At 59.5% G+C, this 26,417-nt stretch carries 21 protein-coding genes and 1 riboswitch; of the genes, 9 read left to right on the forward strand and 12 right to left on the reverse strand.

The window, feature by feature from the left end; translation table 11 throughout:
* Nucleotides 1-376 precede the first annotated feature (376 nt).
* The 3 genes from R5R33_RS07075 to R5R33_RS07085 are packed head-to-tail and all read right to left on the reverse strand — an operon-like array spanning nucleotide 377 to nucleotide 4,652.
* The gene (locus tag R5R33_RS07075) at nucleotides 377-1,297 is read right to left on the reverse strand and encodes a sugar ABC transporter permease (RefSeq protein WP_318955323.1); all 921 of its coding nucleotides are present in this window, start codon (nucleotides 1,295-1,297) and stop codon (nucleotides 377-379) included.
* Nucleotides 1,294-3,543: an extracellular solute-binding protein gene (locus R5R33_RS07080; protein WP_318955324.1), complete on the reverse strand. Its 2,250-nt coding sequence runs from the start codon at nucleotides 3,541-3,543 to the stop codon at nucleotides 1,294-1,296. The genes R5R33_RS07075 and R5R33_RS07080 overlap by 4 nt, the downstream gene beginning before the upstream one ends.
* Nucleotides 3,537-4,652 (reverse strand): ABC transporter ATP-binding protein, encoded by a 1,116-nt coding sequence (locus R5R33_RS07085; protein ID WP_318955325.1) that lies wholly within the window; start codon nucleotides 4,650-4,652, stop codon nucleotides 3,537-3,539. Before R5R33_RS07085 ends, R5R33_RS07080 begins: the two co-directional genes overlap by 7 nt.
* Nucleotides 4,653-5,129: 477 nt before the next feature.
* On the opposite strand from R5R33_RS07085, the gene R5R33_RS07090 reads away from it, so the two are divergent.
* Nucleotides 5,130-6,575: a coniferyl aldehyde dehydrogenase gene (locus R5R33_RS07090; protein ID WP_318955326.1), complete on the forward strand. Its 1,446-nt coding sequence runs from the start codon at nucleotides 5,130-5,132 to the stop codon at nucleotides 6,573-6,575.
* Nucleotides 6,576-6,724: 149 nt separating this feature from the next.
* Here the strand turns inward: R5R33_RS07090 and R5R33_RS07095 are convergent, their stop codons facing one another.
* The 6 genes from R5R33_RS07095 to R5R33_RS07120 all read right to left on the reverse strand — a co-directional run bounded on the left by R5R33_RS07095 (nucleotide 6,725) and on the right by R5R33_RS07120 (nucleotide 14,481).
* Nucleotides 6,725-8,677 carry an alpha/beta hydrolase family protein gene (locus R5R33_RS07095; protein WP_318955327.1) on the reverse strand — a complete coding sequence of 651 codons (1,953 nt, stop codon included), beginning with the start codon at nucleotides 8,675-8,677 and terminating at the stop codon, nucleotides 6,725-6,727.
* A gap of 260 nt (nucleotides 8,678-8,937) precedes the next feature.
* The gene (cobO, locus tag R5R33_RS07100; protein ID WP_318955328.1) at nucleotides 8,938-9,561 is read right to left on the reverse strand and encodes a cob(I)yrinic acid a,c-diamide adenosyltransferase; all 624 of its coding nucleotides are present in this window, start codon (nucleotides 9,559-9,561) and stop codon (nucleotides 8,938-8,940) included.
* A 136-nt stretch (nucleotides 9,562-9,697) separates the two neighbouring features.
* Nucleotides 9,698-11,572: a TonB-dependent receptor plug domain-containing protein gene (locus tag R5R33_RS07105; protein ID WP_318955329.1), complete on the reverse strand. Its 1,875-nt coding sequence runs from the start codon at nucleotides 11,570-11,572 to the stop codon at nucleotides 9,698-9,700.
* A gap of 126 nt (nucleotides 11,573-11,698) precedes the next feature.
* A riboswitch (cobalamin riboswitch) is annotated at nucleotides 11,699-11,903 on the reverse strand.
* Nucleotides 11,899-12,678 (reverse strand): ABC transporter ATP-binding protein, encoded by a 780-nt coding sequence (locus R5R33_RS07110; RefSeq protein WP_318955330.1) that lies wholly within the window; start codon nucleotides 12,676-12,678, stop codon nucleotides 11,899-11,901. Its footprint overlaps the riboswitch before it by 5 nt.
* On the reverse strand, nucleotides 12,675-13,670 hold the full coding sequence (locus R5R33_RS07115; protein ID WP_318955331.1) for a FecCD family ABC transporter permease: 996 nt from the start codon (nucleotides 13,668-13,670) through the stop codon (nucleotides 12,675-12,677). The genes R5R33_RS07110 and R5R33_RS07115 overlap by 4 nt, the downstream gene beginning before the upstream one ends.
* Complete coding sequence (locus tag R5R33_RS07120; protein ID WP_318955332.1) at nucleotides 13,654-14,481, reverse strand: ABC transporter substrate-binding protein; 828 nt, start codon at nucleotides 14,479-14,481, stop codon at nucleotides 13,654-13,656. Before R5R33_RS07120 ends, R5R33_RS07115 begins: the two co-directional genes overlap by 17 nt.
* 182 nt (nucleotides 14,482-14,663) lie before the next feature.
* Here R5R33_RS07120 and R5R33_RS07125 point away from each other — a divergent pair, with 182 nt between their 5' ends.
* Nucleotides 14,664-15,044, forward strand: coding sequence for a DUF6249 domain-containing protein (locus tag R5R33_RS07125; protein ID WP_318955333.1), 381 nt, complete (start codon nucleotides 14,664-14,666; stop codon nucleotides 15,042-15,044).
* A gap of 36 nt (nucleotides 15,045-15,080) precedes the next feature.
* Here R5R33_RS07125 and radA read toward each other — a convergent pair whose 3' ends face one another.
* Nucleotides 15,081-16,475, reverse strand: coding sequence for a DNA repair protein RadA (gene radA, locus R5R33_RS07130; protein WP_318955334.1), 1,395 nt, complete (start codon nucleotides 16,473-16,475; stop codon nucleotides 15,081-15,083).
* A 218-nt stretch (nucleotides 16,476-16,693) separates the two neighbouring features.
* Between radA and R5R33_RS07135 the strand changes: the two genes are divergently transcribed.
* From R5R33_RS07135 to R5R33_RS07165, 7 genes are all read left to right on the forward strand, one after another.
* The gene (locus R5R33_RS07135) at nucleotides 16,694-17,419 is read left to right on the forward strand and encodes a 4'-phosphopantetheinyl transferase family protein (RefSeq protein ID WP_318955335.1); all 726 of its coding nucleotides are present in this window, start codon (nucleotides 16,694-16,696) and stop codon (nucleotides 17,417-17,419) included.
* 76 nt (nucleotides 17,420-17,495) lie between these two features.
* A complete protein-coding gene (locus R5R33_RS07140; RefSeq protein WP_318955336.1) occupies nucleotides 17,496-18,227 on the forward strand; it encodes a hypothetical protein in 732 nt (243 codons plus the stop codon).
* Complete coding sequence (gene nqrF / locus R5R33_RS07145) at nucleotides 18,224-20,086, forward strand: NADH:ubiquinone reductase (Na(+)-transporting) subunit F (RefSeq protein WP_318955337.1); 1,863 nt, start codon at nucleotides 18,224-18,226, stop codon at nucleotides 20,084-20,086. The genes R5R33_RS07140 and nqrF overlap by 4 nt, the downstream gene beginning before the upstream one ends.
* An 88-nt stretch (nucleotides 20,087-20,174) precedes the next feature.
* Complete coding sequence (locus tag R5R33_RS07150; RefSeq protein ID WP_318955338.1) at nucleotides 20,175-20,615, forward strand: hypothetical protein; 441 nt, start codon at nucleotides 20,175-20,177, stop codon at nucleotides 20,613-20,615.
* A gap of 156 nt (nucleotides 20,616-20,771) precedes the next feature.
* Complete coding sequence (locus R5R33_RS07155) at nucleotides 20,772-21,308, forward strand: DUF411 domain-containing protein (protein WP_318955339.1); 537 nt, start codon at nucleotides 20,772-20,774, stop codon at nucleotides 21,306-21,308.
* Between the two features lie 7 nt (nucleotides 21,309-21,315).
* The gene (locus R5R33_RS07160; protein WP_318955340.1) at nucleotides 21,316-23,229 is read left to right on the forward strand and encodes a copper resistance system multicopper oxidase; all 1,914 of its coding nucleotides are present in this window, start codon (nucleotides 21,316-21,318) and stop codon (nucleotides 23,227-23,229) included.
* 10 nt (nucleotides 23,230-23,239) lie between these two features.
* Nucleotides 23,240-24,196, forward strand: coding sequence for a copper resistance protein B (locus R5R33_RS07165; RefSeq protein ID WP_318955341.1), 957 nt, complete (start codon nucleotides 23,240-23,242; stop codon nucleotides 24,194-24,196).
* Between the two features lie 55 nt (nucleotides 24,197-24,251).
* Here R5R33_RS07165 and R5R33_RS07170 read toward each other — a convergent pair whose 3' ends face one another.
* Entirely contained in the window at nucleotides 24,252-25,289 is a 1,038-nt protein-coding gene (locus R5R33_RS07170) for an alpha/beta hydrolase family protein (protein ID WP_318955342.1), read from the reverse strand.
* Entirely contained in the window at nucleotides 25,286-26,239 is a 954-nt protein-coding gene (locus R5R33_RS07175) for an alpha/beta fold hydrolase (protein ID WP_318955343.1), read from the reverse strand. Before R5R33_RS07175 ends, R5R33_RS07170 begins: the two co-directional genes overlap by 4 nt.
* Nucleotides 26,240-26,417: the final 178 nt, after the last annotated feature.

Raw genomic sequence — 26,417 nt, forward strand, 5'->3', positions numbered from 1 at the left:
GAGTTGTCTCCCCATCGTCACGTCATTTTCGTTATTGATTTCGCCGGATGCCGGGTACCTCGAGACCACGCGAGGATAACCCGATCTGGCGCCACGCTATACTCCCGCCGTGCGTCAAACCGAGTCGTCCCACCTTAGGGAAATGACGAAAAATGGACTATCCCACCTTGAAAACCACAAAGCGGGAACGAAAAATTACTTAAAAATCAATTAGTTATAAGGTTGTCGCATTTTTGCACCAGCGCCGGGCAAACGGCATTCAATTCAGGTGCACGCGTTTAAAAAAGTGGGGACAGATTTGGGAAGCACTGAAGTGACCACGTAGACTGCCACTGAATTACCCGTCGCGCTTGCCCACTTTGGAGTGCCGAAGGCGCTACCCCTTAACTGCCCCGGCGGCGAGCCCGGATACCAGGAAGCGCTGCAGCGTCAGGAACAGCAGCATCACCGGCAGGGAAACCAGGATGGAGCCGGCGGCGAAAAGGCCCCACTCGGAGGCGTAGTCGCTGACAAAAAAGCGCAGGCCCACCGGCACGGTGTAAAGGGATTCGTCATCCATAAAGATGGAGGCGAGGATAAATTCGTTCCACGCGGTCATGAAGGCGAACAGGCCGGTGACGGCGATGGCCGGGCGCGCCAGCGGCAGGATGATGCGGGTGAAGATGGTCCAGCGGCTGGCCCCCTCCAGTAGCGCCGACTCCTCGATCTCGTAAGGCAGGGTGTCAAAGTAGCCCTTCAGCATCCACACGCAGAACGGCAGCGCAGTGATCGAATAGACCAGGATCAGCCCCAGCCAGGAATTACCCAGCCCCAGCCACTGCACCACGATCACGTACAGCGGGATCAGCATCAGTACCGCGGGAAACATCTGCGAAATCAGGAACAGCATCATGCCGCGCCTGCGCCCGGCGAAACGGAAGCGCGAGAAGGCATAGGCGGCGGTGCAGCTCAGCGACAGTCCCACCAGCGTGGTGGCAAATGCGACCACCAGGCTGTTGCCCAGCCAGCGCAGGAACGGCTGTTCGGTGAGCACCGCGCGGAAGTTGTCCAGGGTCCACTGCTCCGGCAGCGGGACCAGCGCCAGTAACTGCTGGGCGACGCTGGCATCATCCGCCAAGCGCACCAGGGTCAGCGACTGCTGGCCGGAAAATGCGAGGCTCACCACCCACAGCAGCGGGTACAGCACGATCAGGGACGCGAACATCAGCAGGGCGAAGCGCCAGCTGAAGATATCCCGCAGTACCCGCGCCAAACGGGAGGGAACGGCCCGTTTGATCCCGGCGATGGCAGTTTTCATCGCGCCACCTCCAGCGTCCGGCTCAGCCGCATCTGCCACAGGGCGTAGCAGAACAGCAGCGCCAGAATCACCATGGAATAGGCCGCCGCATAGGCGTACTGGTATTTTTCAAAGCCGATACGGAACGCCTTGGTGATCAGGATATCGTTGGCCCCCGCCGGAGCACCGTCGCTCACCAGGTAGATCACGTTGAACATATTGAAGGTCCACACCACCGACAGGATCACCGCGGGGATCAGCACCGGCTTCAGCAGCGGCAGGGTGATGGAACGGAACTGGAACCAGCGCCCGGCCCCTTCCACCCTGGCGACTTCATACAGTTCCCGCGGAATCGACTGCAGCCCCCCCAGAATCACCACCATCATGAACGGGATACTGAGCCACACATTGGTCACCAGTCCGGTAAAAAAGCTCGCGCCGATGGAGTCGAACCACGCCACCGGCGCCATGCCCAGTACCTGCAGCGCCTGATTGATGACACCAAATTGCGGGTGGAACATGCCCTTCCACACCAGCGCGGTGATGTAGTTGGGGATGGCCCAGGGCAGGATCAGGACGAGACGGAACCACGCGCGGCCGAAAATGGGCTTGTCCAGCGCCAGCGCCAGCACCAGCGCCAGTCCCACCGCAAGGGTGACATTGCTCGCGGTCCACAAAATCGTGATCAGCAGGGTCCAGTAGAAGTTGTCGAAGTCGATGCTGCGATCACTGCCCTGCCCTCGCCACAAATGAAAGTCACCAAGTATCGCCGCGTAATTATCCAGCCCGACAAACCGCGACCACAGGGGCGTGTACTCATTGAATACGGTGGTGTCGGTAAAGGACAGCAGCAGACCGTACAGCAGTGGAAAAAATACCAGCACCAGCATCCCCAGCATGGCGGGTAAGACGTATAGATACGCGGTGCGGTTCGCCTGCCAGCCGGCAGCCAGCGGCTTGCGATAGCGCCGCCACGCCCACAGGGCCAGCAGTACCAGTGCGAGCGGAACCAGCCACAGCCACGCGGGCATCTGTGCGGGAATGTTTCCGCGTGTGCGTGAGCGCTCCAACCGCGCGAGATCCAAACTCAATTGCCGCTGCAGCTGGTGCATCTCAGCTTCCGGCTGCGCCGCGCCCTTCACCACTTTTTTCAGGGCGTTTTCCAACGGAACCCACACCAGCGTCATGGCGGGCAGATTGGGGATGGGCACCGCCACTTCCAGCTGGCGGCGGAACGCCATTGCGGTGTCGTCGGTGGCAATACGCGGGTGCTCAAAGGCGCTGATATTCGCCGGCAGCTGCCCGCCCTCAATCCCCATTTTTTCCGCGGCGCTGCGGCTGGTGAGGTAGTCCATCACCGCCACCGCAGCGGCGGGATGTTTCGACCAGGGTGAGAGGAACAGGCCCTCCACTGCCACCCAGGGTGCCAGTGGCAAGCCACTCTGGCTGTTCACGGGCAGCGGCACCACGCGGTAATTCACTCCCGGCGCAATTTCACCCAGCATCCAGGGGCCGCTGATCACCATGGCCGCGCGGCCCTGGTTGAACAAGCTGGTGACCAGAGTACTGCTGGGCTCGTCCGGCAGAATCCGCTCGTCCCGCACCCAGTGCACCAGCATTTCCACGGATTCAATGTTGGCGCGGTTGTCGAGATCCAGGTTGCCAGCGCGATCGAAGGGGCCGGCGCCAAAGCTGTTCATCAGCGCGCCGTGGAAAAACGGCTCGGTATAGCTATAGGCGAGTCCGAAGCGCCCCGCCTTGCGGTCGGTGTGGCGGCGGGCCTCGGCCACCATGGCATCGGTAGAGACAGGCGCCGTTTGCACCAGGTCGGTATTGAGGATCAGCGCCGGGCTTTTGAAGGCCAGCGGCAGGCCGTAGAGCTCGCCACCGAAGGTCATGGCGGCAATCAGGTTTGGCGGGAAGCGCCGCAGCACCCCGTCGCCCACATAGTGGTCGATCGGTGCCACCGTGTGCCCGGCACTGGCCCAGCCCCCCAGGCGGTCGTGAGCAAACACGAATAGGTCTGGCCCCTGGCCGCGGGGAAGTGCGGCGGAGAGTTTGTCGGCGTAGCCGCCAAATGGCACCGCCAGCGCCTTTACCTGGACATCACTCTGGCTGCGGTTGTAGTCGTCGATCAGCTGCTCGAACGCGGCGCGCTCGGCGCCGCGGTAGCCGTGCCAGAGGTTGAGGATTTCGCTGGCATTGGCCTGGCCGGCGCACATCATTAGCAGGATGAGCAGGCGCAAAAAATGCACGGGCCTCAGCACACGCCCACTCCAGCGCGGGCTCCGTCCGTGCGAATACGCTGCTGGCTGTCTGCATCAAACAGATACACGGCGGCGGGATCAAACGCGAGCTCCAGAACATCGCCGAGAGTGAATGCCCGCAAACCGGGGAGCCGCGCGATCACCGAGGACTTACCTGCGCGCAGATGCACCAGCATTTCCGCCCCCAGGCTCTCCACCAGCTCAATTTCGCCGCTGAGGCGCGGCCAGTTGGCAGGGGCGCTGGCGGCGTACACCAGTTTTTCCGGGCGCAGCCCAAGCAGCAGCTCCCGCTTCAGCCCCTGTAGCTGAGAGTGCGGCGCTCGCGGGTGATAGAAGGCAAGCAGGTCACACACCAACTGTGTGCCGTCATTCGTCACCGGCACCAGGTTCATCGGCGGCGAGCCCATAAAGCCGGCGACGAAGGTGTTATCCGGATCGTTATAGAGTTCCAGCGGTGTGCCCACCTGCATCAGCGCGCCGCGATTGAGAATGGCGATACGGGTGCCGAGAGTCATCGCTTCGACCTGATCGTGGGTGACGTACACGGAGGTGGTCCCCAGCTGGCGGTGCAGGCGGTGGATCACACCGCGCATCTGTACCCGCAGCTCCGCGTCCAGATTGGACAAGGGCTCGTCAAACAGGAACACCTGCGGATCGCGCACCATGGCGCGCCCCAGCGCCACCCGCTGGCACTGGCCACCGGAAAGCTGGCCCGGCTTGCGCTCGAGCAGGTCGGCGAGGCCGAGGGTGTCCGCCGCGTCGCGCACCCGGCGCTCGATGCCCAGTTTGGGGAAATTCCGCACCCGCAGGCCGAAGGCCATGTTCTCGAACACGCTCATATGCGGATAGAGGGCGTAATTCTGGAACACCATGGCGATGTCCCGGTCTTTGGGGGGCAAGTCATTGACCCGGTGCCCGCCAATCAGCAGTTCCCCGGAGGTGATGGACTCGAGCCCGGCAATCATGCGCAGTACGGTGGACTTACCGCAACCGGACGGCCCGACCAGCACCATAAATTCGCCATCGCCAATTTCCAGGTCCAGCCCCGGCACCGTGGCCGGGCCGTCGTCGTAGCGCTTGCTGACACCTCTGAATTCAATACTGGCCACGGGGGCGGGTCTCTCTCATCGTCGGATTCGCTCAGTTTTTATTATTGCTTTTGTTTTTGCAGGCCGGATTAGACCGGTACTGGATTGTGCCCGGATTGTCCTCCGGCCACCTCCCCCTCCCCGTACTGGAGGGAAAAAAACTTGCGCCCCAGAACAATAATTAATCACCGGCAGGAATGCAAAGCACCCACGCAGTAGCGGCGTTCCCGGCTATACGTTCTGCCGAAGCCAGCGGATGCCGCCGCCAATAACGCAAGACGCAAGACGCATGACGCAAGACGCAAGACGCAATATGTCAAAAGCCTGACCAGTTCGGTCAATTCCCGCTGCGGCGGATGACGTATGCTGCCGCAGAGGGCTTGCCGTATGTCGAAATCCGTCCGCAAAAGTCCTGAGTGCGGCCGTATACTCCCGTACAATCGACCGTCATAGCAGAACCATAACCACAACAGTCAAACAGCCAGTCGAGCCAGAAGCATGACAGAAACCGCCGCCCCCATAGAGATTCAACAGTCCCCGGCCCTGAAGTCACTGCTGGACAAGCAGCGCCAGGCCTATCTCGCCAACCCCACGCCGAGCCGTGAACAAAGGGTCAACGACCTGCGGGCGCTGGCGCGAATGATCCGCGAGCATCAGGATGAACTGGTGCAGGCGGTGAGCAGCGATTACGGCAACCGCTCCCACCACGAAACCCTGTTCGCGGAGATTTTCCCGGCGCTCGACAGCATCAAGGACACCATCAAGCGGCTGAAGAAGTGGATGAAACCCCAGCGGCGGCATATCGATTTCACCGCCTTCCCCACCTCCTCCACCAAGGTCATTCCGCAACCGCTGGGTGTGGTGGGCGTGATCGTGCCGTGGAACTTCCCCATCAACCTGTCCTTCGGACCACTGATCAATATCTTCGCCGCCGGCAACCGCGCCATGGTGAAAATGTCGGAAAATTCACGCAACCTCACTGCACTGCTGCAGCGCATCTGCGGCGATTATTTCCCAGAGGACAAGCTGGTATTCATTGAGGAAACCGGCGGTGTGGGCATCGAGTTTTCCACCCTCAAATTCGATCACCTGATCTTTACCGGTTCCGGCGCCACCGGCCGCAAGGTGATGGCTGCGGCCGCCGCCAACCTGACACCGGTCACCCTGGAGCTGGGTGGCAAGTCCCCGGCCATTGTCGGCCCGGATTTCGATATCGACAAAGCGGTCGAGCGCGTGCTGTTCTGGAAACTGTTCAACGCCGGCCAGATCTGTACCACCGTGGACTACCTGCTGCTACCGGAAGACAAGGTGGACGCTTTTGTGGAAAAAGCCAAACAGGTATTCCACAAGCGCTACCCGGATATCCAGCACCCGGACTACACTTCGGTGATCGATGCCCGCTCCTTCCAGCGTATCTGGCAAACCCTGGATGACGCGGTGCAGAAAGGTGCAACCGCCATCGACCTTACCGAAGGCCAGGGCCAGCGCGACGACCCGCTGAAAAAATTCCCCGCGCACCTGCTGATCAACGTCAGCGAAGAAATGGATGTGATGAAGCGGGAAATTTTCGGTCCGTTGCTGCCGATCAAGACCTACAAAAACCGCGAGGAAGTGGCGGCCTACATCAACAAGGGCGACCGTCCGCTGGCGATCTATCCGTTTACCAATGACAAAGGCCTGCGCGATTACTACATCGACAACGTCATGTCCGGCGGGGTCAGCGTGAACAACGCGGTGCTGCACGTGGGCCAGCACGATATTCCTTTCGGTGGCGTGGGCGAAAGCGGCATGGGCCACTACCACGGCTACGAAGGATTTGTGACTTTCTCCAAAATGCGCCCAGTGTTTTACCAGGGCCCGCTGGACCCGCTGAAACTGTTGATGCCGCCCTATGGGAAGCTGGCGGACAAGATGATGAAGCTGATGCTCCGCCTGACCAAATAATTGGCCAAGCTATTCGCAAAAAATAAAAATGCGAAACAGGCAACAAATATACTACTCAACAAATGAAACTCAAGGATGCGCTGTGCCAATTTGGCGCAGCGCATCCAAATATAACAACGCACACTATAGTACGTCGTTATACCGCAGGATTATTGAAGGTTTTTATTCAGAAAGCTAATTACCGCCCCCATTGCAGCCTTTCGATTGCTGGACTCGTTAAAATGATGGGTACCAGTATCGAGAACCATAAGGTTCACATCCTTCCCTTCACTTTCCAAAGCCTTGGCCATCATTTTCGACTGCCCAACATCTACCCTACTGTCGAAAAGTCCATGAATGAGCAAAACCGGGGAAGAATATTGTTTAGCAAAGTTTACTGGTGAATTTGCCTTTACATCGTCCATCTCTTCTGCCGAATGGATATCGGCAATCTGCTGTTTATGGTAACGACGTAAACCGTTAAAACTCATCAAAGTCGGGATATCACTAACCCCGGCAAGACTCACGATACAGTCGAAGGCATCAGGAGTTTTAAAGCCAGCCGTGAGCGCGACGTAACCGCCATAACTGGCACCAACGACACACGATTTTCGAGTATTCGCAAGTTTGTTGCGCTCGACCCATTTAACCGCATCAACAACATCTTGCTGCATTGCCTTACCCCACTGCTTGTAGCCAGCAGTGAGATATTCAGCTCCAAAACCGGAAGATCCCCTAAAATTTACCTGTAATACTGCGTAACCACCATTCGCAAACATCTGTACCCAGGGATCAAAATACTGGGTATCCCTGGCATGAGGCCCTCCATGAGGAAACACTACCAGTGGTGCATCAGAAACACCTTCCGGGCGGGTAAGATAGCCATTCAACTGCATGCCGTCAGAAGCTTCAAAACTGAACGGCTCGACCCTTGCCAAACTCTGCGTCTCCAGTTTCGGGAACTGACTGAACCAAAAATCCAACTTCTTGGCCTTGCGATCAAACAAGTAGTATTTCCCTGGAGAATTATCAGACACCACATAAACTACCATCCGATCGCCAGCCTCATCGCGACTCACCACATGCGACTTCAGGCCTTGCTTCTGGAACAACAGTATCAATTGCTGCGAAATACTGATTTCGTCTCTATTTATATATTGATGTTCGACGAAGTTACCTACATAACTGAACCCGATGAACTCCTGTCGACCTTCCGTTCGCCAGAATAGTGGGCTATCTACATCAAGGTTATCCGGGGCCTCTCCGACCAAATCAGTGAACGCCGCTTTTTCAAGGTCATAGCGCCAGATAGCATCTTTACCAAGCTCACGGTTACTGACGACTAGTAGAGAGTGATTGTTCTCTTCATAAAGAAATGGGTAAAAACTAGCTTCCTTATAGGCGTCAAAACTCGCAACGCGCTCCCACTCTTCGCTGTTGTTTTTACGGAAGTAAACGTGCTGAACTGTTGATTCTCTTTTTGTATCCCGACCAAGAGCAAAACGTACCTCACCCTTGCGATCTACGCCCCAGCTGGTTATCTGCAATTTATTCGGCAAATATTTTTTATACTTCCCATTTTTGACGTTTACCTTAAATACAGATGAGTAGTAATCATCACGAGGATCAGCAACTTCAACAAGGATGTGATCGTCGTCCTCCGGTAACAAGCTGACCACTGAAGGATTCAAACGCGCTAATTCTAGATCATCTTTCGGAAAACCTCTTTTCTTCAAATCAACTGTGGATTTCCCATCAATCGAAACAGAATAGAGCGACGTCAAACGCACTCTGAATTTTCGATCACCAAGTTCGAGCTGCTGAGGTTGCGTGACAGTAACAAGCACCCGCTCGTTATTCAGCCAATCCGCCGATTCAATTCGATACTTACCTTCCTCTAGGCCAACGATATAATTGACGCTCTTGCTACCAAATGGCGCTGTTGCAACCAGGGTCTTACCACCCGAATTAACCACCGCCAACAGATGCCCTCCATCGGGAGAAACTGAAACCTCGCTAACCAGTGGAAGATCGCTAAAATCACCTGAATCTATAGCGTAAAGAGTCGAAGACCACATTAAATTCGCAGCACAGCAAATCGCTGCAACAATAAGCTGCTTCATGTTTACCCCTTTCTTAATTTTTGTATGCTTATATTCGGCCCGAAGGTAGGCGCGACCTACTTTATAGATTCCATTCGACCAATTCACTAAGCCATACAGTTTATTTTTATATCGACCAACTTTTTGAGTGACACCAGCCGACAAACTAACGTTTTGACAGCTTAGACAGCAATAGGGTTTGGACTTTAGCGAATGAAGGTATATTTTTGACAATTATTAATACCAACACTCTTTAAAAAATTTACCCTTAAGGATGCACACTACCACTCCACGCCCTTGCGTGCGGAAATACCATTTTCAAACGCGTGCTTGTGTGACTTCATTTCTGTCACCGTATCTGCAACATCCACAAGATACTGCTTGGCGCCGCGACCGGTGATGATCACACTCTGTTCCGGCGGACGATTTTCAATTGCCTCCAGTACTTCCGCTTTATCCAGCCATTTGTAATTGAGCGCATAGGTCAGCTCATCCATCACCACCAGATATACCGACTTGTCGGCGAGTGCAGATTTGAGTTTTACCCACAGCGCTAGTGCCGCCGCTTTGTCAGCCTCAAAGTCCTGGGTCTCCCAGGTAAAATCGGTGCCCATTTCAAACCACTGCAGCGGGTATTTATCCGGGTCCAATTGAGTCAGCAGGTTTTTCTCCCCGCACTCCCATACACCCTTGATAAATTGCCCTACCACCACCGTGTAGCCGTAGCCGAGTGCACGCGTGACGGTGCCTACGGCCGCCGTGGTTTTTCCTTTGCCGTCACCGGTATACACAATGACGATACCGCGCTCTTCCAGCGCCCTGGACACACCGGCATCGACAATCTCCTTGCGCGCCTGCATGCGTTTTTTATGGCGTTGCTGTTTATTGTTGTCGGACTCGGTCATATCAATGCGCTTAAGGTTGAATTGCGGGAAAGCATAACAGGAATCAAAGTGTGCGCCTGCGAGCGCGCTGACAGGGAGGGAAAACGAATAGCGGGCCTTGCGGCCCGCGTCATCGTAACGAAGTTATAGTCCCCGATCAGTTCAGGCTGAACTGCACACCGGCATACACCGCGGCACCGGCGGTATTGAAACCGGCCACTTCGCGATAGTCCTCGTTTAGCAGGTTTTCACCGCGCAGGGTGAGCGCCAGGCGCTCGCTGAAATGGTAAGAGGCATTCAGGTCCACACGGTTGTAGGCATCCTGTGCCAGCGGTAGGCCACCCCAGGTGGGGTTGGGGCTCAGGCGGTCATCGGCACGGCGCAGATTTGCCGCCAGGATCAGGCGCTCGCCCAGCAGGATATAGCTGGCGCCCAGGTTGTACACCGTCTCCGCCACATTCAGGCGCTGATTCCCCTCGCTATCGCGGCTGTCGAGCCAGGTACCGTTGGCATACCAGCGACCCGCCTCACCCAGGTTGCCAGAGAGGGACAGTTCAAAACCGTCCGAGTCGCTCTCGCCGTCGTCCTGGGCATAGGCGCCCCAACCGGAACCGAGACCGTCTACATAGACGATGGCATCGGTCACCGTCTGCCGGAAGGCCACCAGTTCGAGCTGCAGCAGATCGGCATAGTTGTACTCCACTCCCAGCTCATAGCCGCGGCTGGTCTCGGGGCCCACCGGCGCGACATCACCCACCAGATTGGTGGACACCTCGTAGGGACTCGGCGCACGGAAGCCGGTGCTGGCGCTGGCGCGGTACTTGATCTGCTGGTTGTCACCGATCAGTTGCGGCACCGCTGCGGATGCGCGCCAGCTGTTGTGGGTGTCACCACTGAGGTCGTCACCGTCGAAGCGGTCGTGGCGGAAGCCCAGGTTGTAGTACACCTTGCCGGCGACATCGCCGCGCCACTCACCGTACACACCGAGCAACTCTAGGGACTGGCCGCTGCCGTAGGCGGTGTAATCCTGCTGATCCAGGTCCGCGCCCCAGGACACTGCGCCGGCGGCAAGCTTCAGGTTGCCGAAGTAATTCAGTTCGTCGATGCTGCCTTCCACCGCATAGCTGCTCGCGCCTTCGGCAAGGCTGTCGCGCTCCAGCGTTTGCGTGGAAACGGCGAGGCGGTTGGCCACACTGCCGAGTTTCACATCGCCGGCCAACTGGTAGCTGGTCTGGGTGTACTGGTCTTCACAGTCGTTGCTGGGATTCCAGCCGGCATAACAGCTGTCAAACCCGGTCTCGGCGTCCACTTGGCGCACCTGCCCTTCCAGCGAAAAGTTTTCACTGAAGGCGTATCCCAGTTTTGCGCTGGCGGTCTGGTTGTCGTAACCGTCGCGCTCGCCACTGGTGTCGTCCTGTCGCGCGTTGAATCCATCGCTTTTTAACTGACTCAGGTTCAGAGCGTAATTCCAACTGCCCTGCTCGCCACGCACTGCGGCCTGGGCTCGATGTGTGCCGTATCGACCGGATTCCCCGCTCAATTGCAGTTCCAGCGGCTGGCGCGCGCGCTTGGTAATGATATTGATCACACCGCCGGCACCGGCGCCGTACATCATGCCCTGGGGGCCGCGCAGGATTTCGATGCGCTCCACGTCGCTGGCCAGCAGATGCTGGAACTGGGAGGTGACCTGGGTATTGGTCGGGTCGGCGACATTGACGCCGTCCACCAGCACCAGGGTGCGATAGCCGGCTTCACCGCGCACATAGATGTTGCTGACTTTGCCGAGGCCGCCGTTGTTGGCCGCGGAAATACCCGGCAGGGTTTTGATCACGTCCATCAATGTGCTGTAACCGAGCTTTTCGATATCCGCGGCGGTGAGCACGGATACAGAAACGGCGGTGTGTGCTTTCGGCACTTCCACGCGGCTGGCGGTTACAGTGATCTGTTCCAGATTCTGGCCAGCGGCGGTGGTATCAGCGGTCGCAGTGTGAGCGGCCAGCAGCAGGGCGCTGGCGAGCAGATTTTTTTTCATGAAGTTCCCCAATCAGAAAAAAGGTCGATTGAGGGAGGGGAATACAAGGGCGAGAAATAAGACCGGTGGGCACCCATCACAAGTACCGCGCCGCAAGCAAGCCCAGACAAAGCCCTCCGCTTTATCGTTCAAGGTTCACTCGAGGCCGGTATCGGGCTTATCGTGTTTTCAACTTTTTAAAAAGTCGTGAAAAACGAATCACCGTTGCGGGGGCAGCGTCGGAATTGGTCTGCTGTGTTACACAGGCGGACACCGACTTCCCGTTTACCCCAACCAAGGCCGCCGCTTGTGGCGGATTGACCTGTTGGGCACCAAGAGTGCGGGGATTATATCAGATCGCCGGCGATAAACTCCGGGCGCCCATCGCGCCAGCGGAATTCACTGTCGATGCAGTACACGGCGCCGACCTGTTCCGGTGTCAGTACCGCCTGCGGCGTGCCATCGGCGCGAAGTTTTCCATCCTGCAGCAGCAGAATGCGGTCGCAGTAGCGCGCCGCCAGCGGCAGGTCGTGCAGGGCGAGGATGACCGTCTTGCCGCGCTCCGCCTGTTTGCGAAAGGTCTGCATCAGCTGCAGCTGGTGGCGGATATCCAGCGCCGCGCCCGGTTCGTCGGCAATCAATAATGGTGCATCTCCCACCAGCAGGCGCGCCAGCTGCACCCGGCGCAGCTCGCCACCGGAGAGCTGGGTTACCGGGCGGCGGGCGAGCGCATTCGCATCCACCTCGGCCAGTGCGCGAGCCACGCGCGCGCGTTTGCGCGCGCGATCGATGCTCCGCCCCCAGGGCAACAACCCCAGGGCCACCAGATCCTCCGCCGCCATGGCCCAGGCCGGGGATTCCTGTTGCGGCAGAAAGGCACAGGTCTGTGCCCGCTCGGCGGCGCCAATACGATTCAGCGGGCGCTCCGCAAACAGCAGATCGCCACCGCCAGCGAGTACTCCGGCAAGGCACGCCAGCAGACTGCTCTTGCCTGCGCCATTGGGACCGATTACCGCGGTAAGGGTGCCGGGTCGGAATTCGCAGTGAATATCCTGCAGCACCTGGCGATCGCCGCGGGTCAGGGAAAGGTTGCGACAGTGCACCGTCAACGAAGTCTGTTCAATCACAGGTTCACCTCCCGGCGCCCGCTGACGATCAACCAGAAAAAGAACGGCGCACCGATAAACGCGGTCACCGCGCCGATGCGCAGCTCCTGGGTGCCCACAGTGTTGAGTACCAGCACATCCGCCAACTGCAGCAATAGCGCGCCGGCAAGACCACTGGCCCACAGCAAGCGCCCCGGGTCCTGCCCCACCAGCGGTCGCATCAGATGCGGGACCACAAGACCGATAAAGCCGATGGTGCCCGCCACCGCCACGGAGCTGCCGACGGCAAACGCGATGCCGAACAGCACCAGCAGCGGATAACGGCGGCCGGAAAAGCCCAGGGACACGGCGCTGGCTTCACCCAGTGACAGCGCCCGCAGGTAATTGCGGGAAAAGAACAACATGACCGCACCGGAGAGAATAAATGGCAGCGCCAGCAGCACCTGATCCCAGCTGCGGTTGGCGAGGGAACCCAGCAGCCAGAACACAATCTCCTGCATGGCAAACATGCTCGGGGCGTAGTTCAGTGCCAGCGCCATCAGCGCCGACAAAAACGCGTTGATCGCCACCCCCGCCAGCACCAAGCGGCTGGCACTGGCGCCGCGCCCGGCCAGCAGCCACACACTGCCCACGGACACCAGCGCGCCGAAAATGGCCAGCAGCGGCAGCACCAAACCATTGTTAGACGCGGCGCCGTAATACAACAGCAGGATCGCCGCCAGCGCCGCGCCGCTGCTCACCCCCAGCAGCGCCGGCTCCGCCAGCGGGTTGCGCAACATGCCCTGCATGGCCGCGCCGCCCATTCCCAGCGCCGCCCCCACCAGTAGCGCGAGCACCGCCCGCGGCAGGCGCAGCTGCCACAGGATCACCGCATTGCTGTCGTCGCTGCGCCAGCCGCTGGCGAATGCCTGCCACAGGTCCAGCTTTACCGGACCACTGGCCAGCGCCGCCAGCAGCGCCAGCGGCAGTGCGGCTACGAGAAGCAGCAGGATTAATTTATGGCCGTTGGACAAGTTCCACTCTCTTTTGCTGTAACTGCTCGAGCACATCCACCGCCGCCAGCGCCGGGCAATATCCCAGAGCCTCCGGCAGGCGGTAACTGCGACCGCTGTCGATATAACGCTTCAGCACCGGGTGACGCTCGGCGAGATGGGCAATGGCAAAATCCTGTGCACCGCCGTAAAACACCAGCAGATCCGGTTCCAGTGCAATCACCTGCTCCAGGCTCACCCGCCCCAGTTGCTGGATGCCCTGCTGCGCCGCCAGATTGCTAAATCCCGCGCGGGTCAGCAGCTGGTGCTCCAGCATACCGCTGCCGTAAGTGATGTTGTTGGCGGACAGGATCAACGCCGTTGGATTCTCCGTTGTATCGGATTGCGGGTACTTCTCCAGCAGTGCGGACAACTGTTGTTTCTGCGCGAGCAACTGGGGCAGCGGCCCCAGAGTCTGCTCCAGCGCGTCCAGCTGGGTCTGCAATTGCTCCAGGCTGTAGGCATCGGGAATGCGCACGACGTTAAAGCCCAGCTGTTCCAACCGCGCTGCGGCGCGCTGCGCGCCAAACTGTCCGGTGAGTACCAGGTCGGGCTTCAGTGGCAGTAGCTCTTCTGCCTGGGCGCGGTTCAGGTAAATGTGTTCAGGCACTGGCGCGCGACGATATGGCGGCTGGCCCGAAAGCCAGGTGACGGAGACAATGTCTTTCGGCGGAACCCAACTCAGAAGTATCTGGTCGAGGCATAAATTCAGCGACGCCACCCGCGACTTGGCAAACGCCCCGGGGCAAAGTGCAAGGAGAATCAACAACAGGCTGCGAGACATAATCGTCATACTTCGTTGCGCCTCCCTATGTTGGTTGTCCGTGTAATATTCCCCCGGCCAGGCCGGCCGCTGCGCCCAAACGGGGCTCACTGGTCACAACTTTTACACTGGCGCTGCATCCAAATCCTCCGGCGGATGCATCATACCGGCAGCAATCACTGAATGTGAATGATCACCAATGGAGAAGATTAATGAACGAAGACACTCTCGCGCTGCTTATTCCCCTCGGCTTTTTCCTGCTCATTGGCATGTCGCTGTGGATGGTGTTGAACTTTCGTGCGAAACGAAACCTGGAAGTACAGCAAACCTTGCGCCTGGCACTGGACAAGGGTGTCGAGCTCCCGCCCAAACTGATTGAGCAGCTCGGAGCCAGCCAGCGCCACCCGCAACAGGATATGCGGCGCGGCATCGTCTGGATGGCTTGCGCATTGGGCATGGCCTTGCTCGGTTTCTTTGTCCCGGATCCCAGTAACCAGGCTTTTTTGGCAATGCTTGGGGTCGCAGCAATACCATTCAGTATCGGTCTCGCCTATTTGGCCATGTATCACTTTTCCAAACCGCAGCCCGCCTGAGCATGGAGCACGGATCACAGGAAGTAGTGACAACGATCAGCTCATATCCAGCGCACTGAGCGCTTCCGCCAGCGTCTTCACCGCCACCATTTCCATGCCCGGCACATCGTTTTTCAGACGGTTGGCGGCGGGCACGATGGCCTTGCGGAAGCCGTGTTTGGCGGCTTCCCGCAAACGCTCCTGGCCGGACGGCACCGGGCGGATTTCACCGGCCAGTCCCACTTCACCGAAGATCATCAGATCACGCGCCAACGGCCGGTTGCGGAAGCTGGACACCACTGCCATCAGCAGGGTGAGGTCGGCACTGGTTTCCACCACCTTCACGCCGCCCACCACATTGATGAACACATCCTGGTCACCGACCAGCACACCGCCGTGGCGGTGGAGTACCGCCAGCAGCATGTTCAGACGGTTCTGGTCCAGCCCCACCGCCACCCGGCGCGGGTTGCCAAGGCTGCTGTCGTCCACCAGCGCCTGTAGTTCCACCAGCAGCGGGCGCGTGCCCTCCCACACCGACGTCACCACCGAGCCCGCGGCAATCTCGTCCGCGCGCTGCAGGAAGATCGCGGAGGGGTTGGCCACTTCCTTCAGGCCCTGTTCGGTCATCGCGAACACCCCCAGCTCGTTCACCGCGCCAAAGCGGTTTTTGTGTGCGCGCAAAGTGCGGAAGCGGGAATCGTGGGTACCCTCGAGCATGATGGAGCAGTCGATGATGTGCTCGAGCACCTTGGGGCCGGCGAGGGTGCCGTCCTTGGTGACGTGGCCCACCAGAATCAGCGCGGTGCCGGTTTGCTTGGCGAAGCGGGTGAGGTAGGCGGCGCTCTCGCGCACCTGTGCCACCGAGCCCGGTGCGGACTGCACCTCGGCCATGTGCATCACCTGGATCGAGTCCACCACCATCACCCTGGGTTTGACTTCGCCGGCGGTGAGACAGATCTGCTCCACATTGGTCTCCGACAGCATCTGCAGGTGATCTGCGGGCAGACCCAGGCGTTTGGCCCGCATCGCCACCTGCTGCAGGGATTCTTCACCGGTCACATAGAGCGCCGGCAGTTTTTGCGAGAGGTGACACAGGGTTTGCAGTAGCACGGTGGATTTACCGGCGCCGGGATGGCCGCCAATCAGCACCACCGAACCCGGCACCAGGCCGCCGCCCAGCACGCGGTCCAGCTCACTGGCGTTGGTGGCAATACGGGGCAGCTCGCTGAGGTCGATCTCGGAAAGCTTTTGCACCTTGCCCTGCCCTGCGGCGCCGGCATAGCCGGACTGGGACGCGGTAAAGTTCGCCGCGCGGCTGTCGGTGTGTGCGGGGCCGAGGCGCACTTCACTCAGGCTGTTCCACGCCCCACAGGCGCCGCACTGCCCCGCCCATTTGCTGTAATCGGCGCCGCACTCGTTGCAGACAAAGGCAGTTTTGGATTTCTTGGACAAGGCTTTCCCCTTCCGGGCCTTCAAATTGAGAGGATGTCGCGACAGGCGAAATTACAAGCAGCATCCTGCGAAGGCGCTGAGTGTACCCCCACGAGGTCCTCAGCCAAAACCCGCCGAATTAGAAAGGGGACATCTACCTAGTCACCGGCTGGTTATGCGGTGGCAACAGCGGCCTGCAACACTTAGCATTGTTGAACCTTCCCGATTAGTTTGTGCCGATGACACTTCCCGCAGTCTGGCTGCTTCGCAGCGACACCATTCCACCAGACAGTCCAGAGGCCCGGCATCTCGCCGCCCTGCTGTCCGTCGAAGAACTCCAGCGCCGTGAGACTTACCGCAGCGCAGAGGCCCAGCATCAATTTCTTTTGAGTCGGGTGCTGCTGCGCAGCGTGCTCGGAAAAATCAGCGGCCGGTCGCCGGAAAGTCTCAGGTTTGACCGCCTGCCCAGTGGCAAGCCGCTGTTGGCGGACTTCCCGGAACTGCACTTCAGCCTAAGTCACAGCGGGCAATGGCTTGCGCTGGCGGTATCCTGCGAGGCACCCATCGGCATCGATATTGAACAACCCAGCAAACCGCGGGACTTTCTGCGTATCGCCCGTCACTACTTCCACCCCGAGGAATGTGCGCTGCTGGAATCGCCGCCCCTTGAGCTGATGCCCATGCACTTCTACCGCCTGTGGACCATGAAAGAGGCGTTCTTCAAGGCGCGGGGTACCGGGATTTCGGAGGGGCTGGGACGGATTAATCTGGCCGAATTCCACCTCGGGCGGGGCGTGGCATTCGACAAGGACCTGCCGGATACCCACGATTCCTGGCAATTCTATTACTCAATGCACCCGCAGCCAGACACCACCCAATTGCATCTGGCCCTGGCCAGCACCGACCCGGCCGTCGGGGAGCTGCCTGCGGAGAGTATTCGCAGAGGTTTTGACTGGTCATCTTGAGACATTCACGGTCTGCGCCAATACACTGCAGCAGTTCTAGATTTCCCAGTGCTCAGTGATCGGTACAAGAAAGATAATGAAACCCGCTTCTCTCTCCAGAAAGGTCCACAAGTGGCTGTTTCTGTTTGTCGGTATCCAGGCCCTGTTGTGGACCCTGAGTGGCGTCTACATGGTGGTCATGGACCTGGACTTCATCCATGGCGATCACCTGGTCCAGAACCTGCGCGAGCCACTGCCGGCAGACCGGGGTCAACTCACCCCCACCGCAGAACTGCTCGAACGCTTTCAGGGCGTGAAGTCGATCCGGCTCAAGGCACTGCAGACTGTCCCCCACTATGTGATTCACACCGATGACGGCGCACACCTGATCGATGCCCGCAGCGGCAGCAAGGTGTCCCCCATCGACGGCGATCGCGCCCGCGCACTAGCGGAACACTACTACGCCGGCAGCCTGCCGGCATCTTCGGTCGTACTGATTGCAGAAAATCCGCCCCCAGAGATAGGCGCGCGAGCCCTGCCCCTGTGGCGGGTCAACTTTGACGACCGCTACGGCACCAGCTTTTACATCGACCCGAATACCGGTGCGCTCGCCACCCGCCGCCACAATTACTGGCGCGCCTTCGATTTCTTCTGGATGCTGCACATCATGGATTACGAGGAGCGCGAGAATATCCACAATCCGCTGCTGCTGACCGTGACCATCGTCAGCCTCACCGGGGTTCTCGCCGGCCTGATCCTGCTCTTCTACAGCTTCGGCCGCAGGAACAAAACCGCCAGTACCACGGCGGCGGCAGGAGGTGCGCTATGAATTTCATCAAGATGGCGCACAAATGGCTGAGCCTCGTCATCGGTGTGCAGCTGGCACTGTGGCTGGCCAGCGGCCTCGCGTTCGCGCTGCTCGATTCCAATATCGTCAGCGGTCGCCATCTGGTGGAGCGCCAGCAGGCCGTGCCGATTCCCGGCAGCGAGCCGCTGGTATCTCATGGGGAGATTGCCCGGCACTATAGCGGCAGTACGATTTTCGATATCCGCCTGCAACCGGGGTTCGACCACCCGGTATACCGGGTGCAGACAGCGGAAGGGGTGGAATTGCGTGACGCGCTCAACGGCGATCCCTTGGTGATTGACGCCGCCATGGCAGTGGCCATCGCCGCGCGGGATTACGCTGGAGACGACAGCCTGATCGGCACCCCGACGCGCCTGCCACAGCCGAATTTGGAGTCCCGTGGTCACCCGGGGCCACTGTGGCGGGTCGACATCGCCGATGATTACGGCACCAGCCTGTATATCTCGGCCGAGGACGGTCGTGTGCTCGAGCGCCGCAACGATACCTGGCGGCTGTTCGATATCTTCTGGATGCTGCACATCATGGACTACACCGAGCGCCAGGATTTCAACAATCCGTTTGTTGTGGCCTTCGGTATCGGCGCCCTGCTGCTGTCCCTGTCCGGTTTTGTAATGCTGCTTACCAGCTTTACCCGTCAGGAGTTCAATCTTGTTGCCAAGCTGCGCCGCAGCAAGGTGGTCGTGACGCTGCTCGACCCGGCGTCGACACCGGTGCAGGAGCTGGCGCTCGCCAATGGCGTCACCCTTTTCGACGGACTCGCCGCCAACGGTATCCAGCTGCCCTCCAACTGTGGTGGCGGCGGCAGCTGTGGCCTCTGCCAGGTGCAGCTGTCACCGGATGCGCCGATCAGCAACAGTGAGAGAGCCCAGCTTTCTGCCGGCGAGCTGGCATCCGGCATGCGCCTCGCCTGCCAGCAGCGCGCGACCGCGGCTACCCAACTGATACTCGACCAAAGCGTGCTGCAGGCCGACGCCTATACCGCCGAGGTTCTGGAAACGCGCTTTGTGACCCCGTTCATCAAGGAAATCTGGCTGGCCCCCCGGGGCCGCCGCCCGTTCGCGTTCCTCGCCGGTGGCTTCGTGCAGGTGGAAGTGCCCCCGCACACGCTGCGTCTGGCCGAGACTCCGGTGGAAGAGCGCTTCCGCGGTGACTGGCAGCCCTGGCTCGACGCCGGTGGGGCCAATCATCACCAGGCCCTGCGCCGCTCCTACTCCATGGCCAACGCGCCGGGAGAGTCCTCTTCCGCCGACGGTGCAGAAACCATCCTGCTGAATGTGCGTATCCAGCCACCCCCCGCGGGCAGCAATACACTGCCGGCGGGCGCCGGTTCCAGCTACATGTTTAGCCTGCAGCCCGGTGACCAGGTACAACTGCGCGGCCCCTTCGGCAGCTTCCGGGTACAGGACAGTGAGCGCGAGATCATCCTGATCGGTGGCGGTGCCGGCATGGCACCACTGCGCTCGATGATCATCGACCAGCTGTGCAACTGCGGCACCCAGCGACCGATACATTTCTGGTATGGCGCGCGCAACCTGCGGGAAGTGTTTTACGCGGATGCGTTTGATGCGCTGGCGCGGACCCTCGAGAATTTCCACTGGCAGCTCGGATTGTCCGAGCCGCGCGCGGAAGACCAGTGGCAGGGTGCCACCGGCTATATCAGCGATATCGCCGCCGACACCTACCTGCGCCAGCATCCAGACCTGGGCAACTGCGAGTTCTACCTGTGCGGCCCGCCCACCATGCTGCGAGCGACGATCGCCATGCTCACCGGGCTCGGCGTGCGCGAGGAGCAAATCGCGTTTGACGATTTTGGTAGCTGATACCGATTAACGTCTGGAACAGTGCTGTCGACTTGCCAAGTCGACAGCCAGCCCCTAACCTTCGACATCCATTTGAATATTGGCTGACATGCAGAAATTCATCGCACGGTTCATGGCAATCATTCTGTTGCTGTCTGTCTTCGGACAGGTGGCAGCACAGCCGTGCGCGGACATGCATGCTCCCGCGGCCATGAATATGGCGGCCGAACCACTGGCTGCCGAGCCACATCACGGGCACACTGCCGAGCACGCCAGTGCTGGCAGTGCGCCGATGCCAGCCAACCACTGCGGCGATATGGCCTCTCCGCAGAAGGCGAAAGCCGACGCGCACTGCGCCGACATGTCCACGTCCACCAGCGATGACTGCGGCCAGGCCTGCACCTGCTGCCCAAGCCATTGTGCAACGGTATTGCCGCCCGCAGAGTCCACCGGGATCGCCCTGCCACGTACAACACACCCCATGACCTATACGGCGCTCGCCTCGTCCGCCGAGCCCGAGTCCGCCATCAAACCACCCAGGTCTGCCTGACCCGGGTAACCCGCGCCCCAGCTGGCGCGTTAATCCCCTCATAAATACTGCCAACTAGCGAGAGCACGCTGCTTCGCGGTTTTTGGCCCGCCCGCAGCCATGTTCCCGGAACCCGGCTGCACACCCGATACGAACAGAACACATCGAGAAAAACTTATGAAACGGAATGTCTTTCTCGGCAGCCTCGCGATTGCCGTACTGATGACCCTGACCGCCTGTGCCAAGGCCGATCACGACCACGCGACTGACGACGATAACGGCCAGGCGGCGACGGTAAGCGCTCCGGCAGCGAGCGCCTCTGCCCTGACCACTTACAAGAGTGCCGCCTGCGGCTGCTGCAAACTGTGGGTTGAGCACGCCGGCAAACACGGTTTCGACGTCGACGCCCAGAATGTCGACGACCTGAATGCGGTGAAGGAAAAGTACCGCATAGCCCCTGAGTTCCAGTCCTGCCACACCAGCGTGTCGCCGAGCGGCTATGTTTTCGAGGGACACGTCCCGGCAAAACTGATCCGCCAGTTCCTGCAGAACCCGCCTGCCGGCGCGCGCGGCCTCGCGGTACCTGCAATGCCTCTCGGCAGCCCGGGAATGGAAGTCGGCGACCGCTTCACCCCGTACAAAGTGCTGCTGCTGCACAACGACGGCAGCACCTCCGTCTATGCCAGCATCGATCATTTAGAACATCAGCACTGAGGTACCCATGAATAAGTCCCGAGGACCCCAGAGTTCCTTTGCGCCGGTGATGCCACAACTGTCTCGCCGGCGCTTTGTCACCGGCATGGCCGCCGGCGCAGCAATGCTGGGCATGCCGGTAGGCGCCAGTGCTGCAGCACCGCGCGTTAGTGCCGCACCGCAGACCCTGCGCGGCAACCAGTTCGACCTGCACGTGAATTACCTTCCGGTGAACTTCACCGGCCGCGAGCGCACGGCGGTGGCTACCAACGGCTCGGTGCCAGGACCGATCCTGCGCTGGAAGGAAGGCGACACCGTCACCCTGAATGTCACCAACCACCTGGCCCACGACACCTCTATCCACTGGCACGGCATCATCCTGCCGACAGGTATGGACGGCGTGCCCGGGCTCAGCTTCAACGGCATCCGCCCGGGAGAGACTTTCCGCTACCAGTTTGAGGTCAATCAGAGCGGCACCTACTGGTACCACAGCCACTCGGACTTCCAAGAACAGATCGGCCACTACGGCGCCATCGTAATCGACCCCGCAGAGCCGGACCCTATCTCCTGCGATCGCGATTACGTGGTACTGCTCTCTGACTGGAGCGACGACTCGCCCCAGGACATTTACGCCAAGTTGAAAAAAGAAGGCCATTACTTCAATCGCCGCCGCCGCACTGCCGGCGACCTGTGGCAGGAGATCCGCCAGAAAGGCGTGGCCCAGACCTGGCGCGACCGCGAGATGTGGAACGAGATGCGCATGTCCGACCGCGACATTTCCGACGTCACCGGCTACACCTACACCTACCTGATGAATGGCCAGACCCCGGACGCCAACTGGATGGCGCAATTCAAACGGGGCGAAAAAGTGCGCCTGCGCTTTATCAATGGCTCTGCCATGTCCATTTTCGATATCCGCATCCCCGGCCTGAAGATGACGGTGGTGGCGAGCGACGGCCAGAACATCGAGCCGGTGAGCGTGGATGAATTCCGCATCGGTGTTGCCGAGACCTACGACGTCATCGTCGAGCCGGCGGATGACCGCGCCTACACCCTGTTTGCCCAGACCATCGACCGCAGCGGCTTTGCCCGCGGCACCCTGACCCCGCACCCGGACCTGCGTGCGGAAGTGCCTGCCATGGATTACGCCCCGGTGCTCACCCACCGCGATATGGGCATGGACCACAGCGGCCACAACATGGGCGGTATGAGTGGCATGGACCACAGCGGCCACGATATGGGCGGTATGAGTGACATGGACCACAGCGGCCACGACATGGGCGGCACGGGTGGCGTGGATCACAGCGGTCACGATATGGGCAACATGGGCGGCATGGACCATAGCCAGCATGCCGGCCACAAAATTCCCGGAAAAACGACCGGACTCGGCCGCGCCGGCTATGGCAGCAACGCCCCGGTGCGACATTACGCCAGCGAGTATGGACCCGGTGTCGATATGCGCGCGGAAATGCCCGCCAACGGCCTGCACGATCCGGGCATTGGACTGCGTGATCACCAGACGCGCTACGGTCGCCGTGTACTCACCTATGCAGATATCCGCAATCTCACTCCCACCATCGACCGGCGCGAACCGGAGCGGGAAATCCAGCTGCACCTTACCGGCAACATGGAGCGCTACATGTGGTCCATGGACGGCATCAAGTTCAGCGATGCCGAGCCCCTGATGCTGAAATACGGCGAGCGCGTGCGCGTCACCCTGGTCAACGACACCATGATGACCCACCCGATCCACCTGCACGGCATGTGGAGTGAACTGGAAACCGGTGACCCGCAGTACATCCCGCGCAAGCACACCATCCTGGTACAGCCCGGCTCCACCATCAGTTATCTGGTGACGGCGGATGCCTATGGCCGCTGGGCCTATCACTGTCACCTGCTGTACCACATGCCCGGCATGTTCCGCGAAGTGCGCGTGGTTTGAGGAGTTGAACATGAAACAGAAATTACTCTACTGCGCCATGCTGCTGCCGATACTGGCGACCCCGCTGACCTTTGCCCAGGAACACGAAGAACATCCTGAAGAACACCAGGAGGATCAACAGGGCGAGCAGATGGACCATAGCGGCCACGACATGTCTGGCATGGGCGAGATGGATCACAGTGGCCACGACATGTCCGGCACGGGGGAGATGGATCATAGCGGCCACGACATGTCCGGCACGGGCGAGATGGATCACAGCGGCCACGATATGTCCGGCATGTATGGAATGGACCACAGCCTGCACAACGCGCCCAACCAGCCCGACCACGTGATGGATCACGAGGTACTGCTGACCAAGGTCACCATCGACCAACTGGAAGCGCGCGAGCATGAAGGCAGTGCGCTCAAGGGCAACCTGTGGTTTGGCAGCGACTTCAACAAGCTGTGGCTGAAGACCGAAGTCGAGCGTGAGGACGGTGAGACGAGCAACTCGGAACTGCAGGCACTCTACAGCCGCGCCGTTGCTCCCTACTGGGATTTAAAGGTGGGGGTACGCCACGATTTCATACTGGAATACGGCGACAGCAAGAACTGGGCGGCCATCGGCTTCAACGGCCTTGCGCCCTATTTCTTCGAAGTGGATTCGACGCTGTTTCTCGGTGAAGACGGTGACAGTGCCCTGCGCCTGGAAGCGGAGTACGAACTGCTGTTCACCCAGCAGTGGATCCTGAGCCCGGAAATTGAAATGAATTTCTACGGCCAGAACGATCGCGACACCCACACCGGTTCCGGGCTATCCGATATCGAAGCCGGCCTGCGGTTGCGCTACGAGTTCACCCCGCAGTTTGCACCTTATGTCGGTGTCCACTACGAAAAGAAATTCGGCAACACCGCCGACTTCCTGCGTGACGCGGGGGAGTCCAGCGGCGAGACCACCTGGGTGATCGGATTGCACGCCTGGTTCTGAGTCATGATGGAGTCCGCCGCAAGGCGGACTCCTCGGATCGCTGGTAAATGTTCCGCTAACGCTGGGATACCAGTGCAAAACCCTCGGTAACGGTACCCAGTGCATCCGAGGCCATGAAGGCCCTTGCCTGCTTATTTCCCTTCAATTGCGTATCAAGAAAGGCCAGGCTGACGGCATTGGCCATCATCAGCGCATCCGACTGCGGTGCCACCTCCCGCTCCAGCCGACAAATCAAATTACCGAAATAATGGTCGGTCCCCTCGGTCAACAGCAGACTGTTCAAACCTTTTACCCCGCGCTCGTAACTCATCGCGTGCAGTCGCCAGTCACGGAAAAAGCGCGCTTCCACATCCCAGGTACCCGTGGTTACTAGCTGCGGAACTTTCATGTTTTGCCAGCTCTGCTGATCCACCATATCGAACATGGGCCCAGGCGGGCTGAAGGCCACCACCGCCTGTATACGCGTATCCAGGTCTCGTAGGCGCGTGTCTGTTCCGGGAACCGCAGCGTCGGCACCGCCGAGCATCTGCGCGGTAAATGCCCCAAAGCTGTGGCCGGCAGAGGCCACCCGGTTGCGATCAATACGCCGGTCCAATTCTGCAGATTGAGCCGCAAGGGAATCGAGGCCGTCGAGAATATTGATCAGATCCCGGGGGCGCTGCTGCATCACCCCATCCTTGCCATAGCGGGTCATCGCCACAATTCCATTCAGCAGGCCGCCAGCATCCATATGATCGGGGGCCAGTACGACATAGCCGTGGCTGACCCAGTGGAGAATGATGCGGTCGTAGGCGCGCCGATTGGAAAAATTACCGTGGGAAAACACCACCAACGGAAAACTGCCCTCGGTTGCGGGATAGAAAGCCGTCAGGGTCAAAGGCCCGTCCCCGGTGGAGAGTGTCATTTCCGGAATAACCTTCGCCTCATGGGGCCCGGGGGCGAAACCATAGATGGCCGATACATCCGCATCTTTCGGCATCAACTTGGCCTCTGGCAACGTCAGGGGAGCAGGTTTGAACGCCGAAATATAAAGCAACCAGCCGCCGACGAGCAGCACAACAACCGCCAGGGTAAATCGTTTGAGCATTCTCATTCACCACCTTCCTGGTCAATAAATGCCAGCAAATCCTGGATAGGAGAGTCCATTCCTTCAGCGGGTAACAGGTGGCCGGCACCCTGGTAAATTCGCAGCATCACCGGATTGCCGTCGTGTTCAATCAGTGTTTTGAATCGCTGTGCCTGGGCCACCGGCAGCTGCGGATTCTTCTCTCCCCACATCACCAACGTCGGCACCTGGATTTCCGCCAGCACGGCTTCCGTATCGGGCGACTTGAAATCCTGCATCCGCCCGATAATCCCGCGCCGGATGTCGAGATTTCTGAACGTCTGGATAAACCCTGATTTAAACGCATCACTCGCCTGATTGTCCGCAGTCAGCCAGTCGACAAACCGGTTCAGGGACCAGTCCGGCAGATACCTGAGAACCCAGTAAGCCCCGTCCGGCAGTCCACTGCTGTCCGCCTTATCGTGACCTTCGAGCCCACCGGAATTCACCAGCACGAGTTTTTCGACCCGCTGCGGGTATTCGGCGGCAAAGTTGAACATGGTCGCACCGCCCATGGATGCGCCGACCAAGATAGCCCTGTCGATGCCCTGATGATCCATGAAGGCCTGCAGTGCATTCACCGTGCTCTGCAGGGAATAGTCACCATCCTCCGCCAGTGACGACAGGCCATGGCCGGGCACATCAAAGCGATAAACCGGTCGGTTGCGAGCCAATTCTTCCGCCCAGTCGTCCCACATGCCCATATGGAAAAACATCGCGTGCAGCAGAATGACCGGCGTTTTGCCCTCACGATCGAGGCCATTGGCACGGTAGGCAATTTCCGCCGGCCCGATATTCAGGTAGGAAACCCCTTGGGAAAACTCGGTATCACGCAATTGGTGATCCCGGTATACGAAGCCACCATACAGCACAAACAATAGCGACAATGCCAATACCGCCCCCAGAAAACGGACCGTCCATTTCCAGACAAACGCCATCATGCCTCCTCGCTTCCCCAGTTATTGTTTTACAACGCCAACCCGAAAAGATCGCGCCATACAGCGACTCAATCCAGAGGAAATGATCAGTAAAAATGGCTTTTATCAATTTTCGCGGTGCAAAAAACCAGCTCCACCAAAACAGGGGGCCAGATCTGGAAAGCACAACAGACTTTGC

Origin of the sequence: Microbulbifer pacificus (genome assembly GCF_033723955.1) — a bacterium.
Classification (GTDB): Bacteria; Pseudomonadota; Gammaproteobacteria; order Pseudomonadales; family Cellvibrionaceae; genus Microbulbifer; species Microbulbifer pacificus.

Bases quoted from the DNA above. Each gene is read 5' to 3' on its own strand.
- R5R33_RS07075 (WP_318955323.1), bottom strand. From the start codon at position 1,297: ATGAAAACTGCCATCGCCGGGATCAAACGGGCCGTTCCCTCCCGTTTG.
- R5R33_RS07090 (WP_318955326.1), top strand. From the start codon at position 5,130: ATGACAGAAACCGCCGCCCCCATAGAGATTCAACAGTCCCCGGCCCTG.
- R5R33_RS07095 (WP_318955327.1), bottom strand. From the start codon at position 8,677: ATGAAGCAGCTTATTGTTGCAGCGATTTGCTGTGCTGCGAATTTAATG.
- cobO (WP_318955328.1), bottom strand. From the start codon at position 9,561: ATGACCGAGTCCGACAACAATAAACAGCAACGCCATAAAAAACGCATG.
- R5R33_RS07105 (WP_318955329.1), bottom strand. From the start codon at position 11,572: ATGAAAAAAAATCTGCTCGCCAGCGCCCTGCTGCTGGCCGCTCACACT.
- R5R33_RS07120 (WP_318955332.1), bottom strand. From the start codon at position 14,481: ATGACGATTATGTCTCGCAGCCTGTTGTTGATTCTCCTTGCACTTTGC.
- R5R33_RS07125 (WP_318955333.1), top strand. From the start codon at position 14,664: ATGAACGAAGACACTCTCGCGCTGCTTATTCCCCTCGGCTTTTTCCTG.
- R5R33_RS07135 (WP_318955335.1), top strand. From the start codon at position 16,694: ATGACACTTCCCGCAGTCTGGCTGCTTCGCAGCGACACCATTCCACCA.
- R5R33_RS07140 (WP_318955336.1), top strand. From the start codon at position 17,496: ATGAAACCCGCTTCTCTCTCCAGAAAGGTCCACAAGTGGCTGTTTCTG.
- nqrF (WP_318955337.1), top strand. From the start codon at position 18,224: ATGAATTTCATCAAGATGGCGCACAAATGGCTGAGCCTCGTCATCGGT.
- R5R33_RS07150 (WP_318955338.1), top strand. From the start codon at position 20,175: ATGCAGAAATTCATCGCACGGTTCATGGCAATCATTCTGTTGCTGTCT.
- R5R33_RS07155 (WP_318955339.1), top strand. From the start codon at position 20,772: ATGAAACGGAATGTCTTTCTCGGCAGCCTCGCGATTGCCGTACTGATG.
- R5R33_RS07160 (WP_318955340.1), top strand. From the start codon at position 21,316: ATGAATAAGTCCCGAGGACCCCAGAGTTCCTTTGCGCCGGTGATGCCA.
- R5R33_RS07165 (WP_318955341.1), top strand. From the start codon at position 23,240: ATGAAACAGAAATTACTCTACTGCGCCATGCTGCTGCCGATACTGGCG.
- R5R33_RS07170 (WP_318955342.1), bottom strand. From the start codon at position 25,289: ATGAGAATGCTCAAACGATTTACCCTGGCGGTTGTTGTGCTGCTCGTC.
- R5R33_RS07175 (WP_318955343.1), bottom strand. From the start codon at position 26,239: ATGGCGTTTGTCTGGAAATGGACGGTCCGTTTTCTGGGGGCGGTATTG.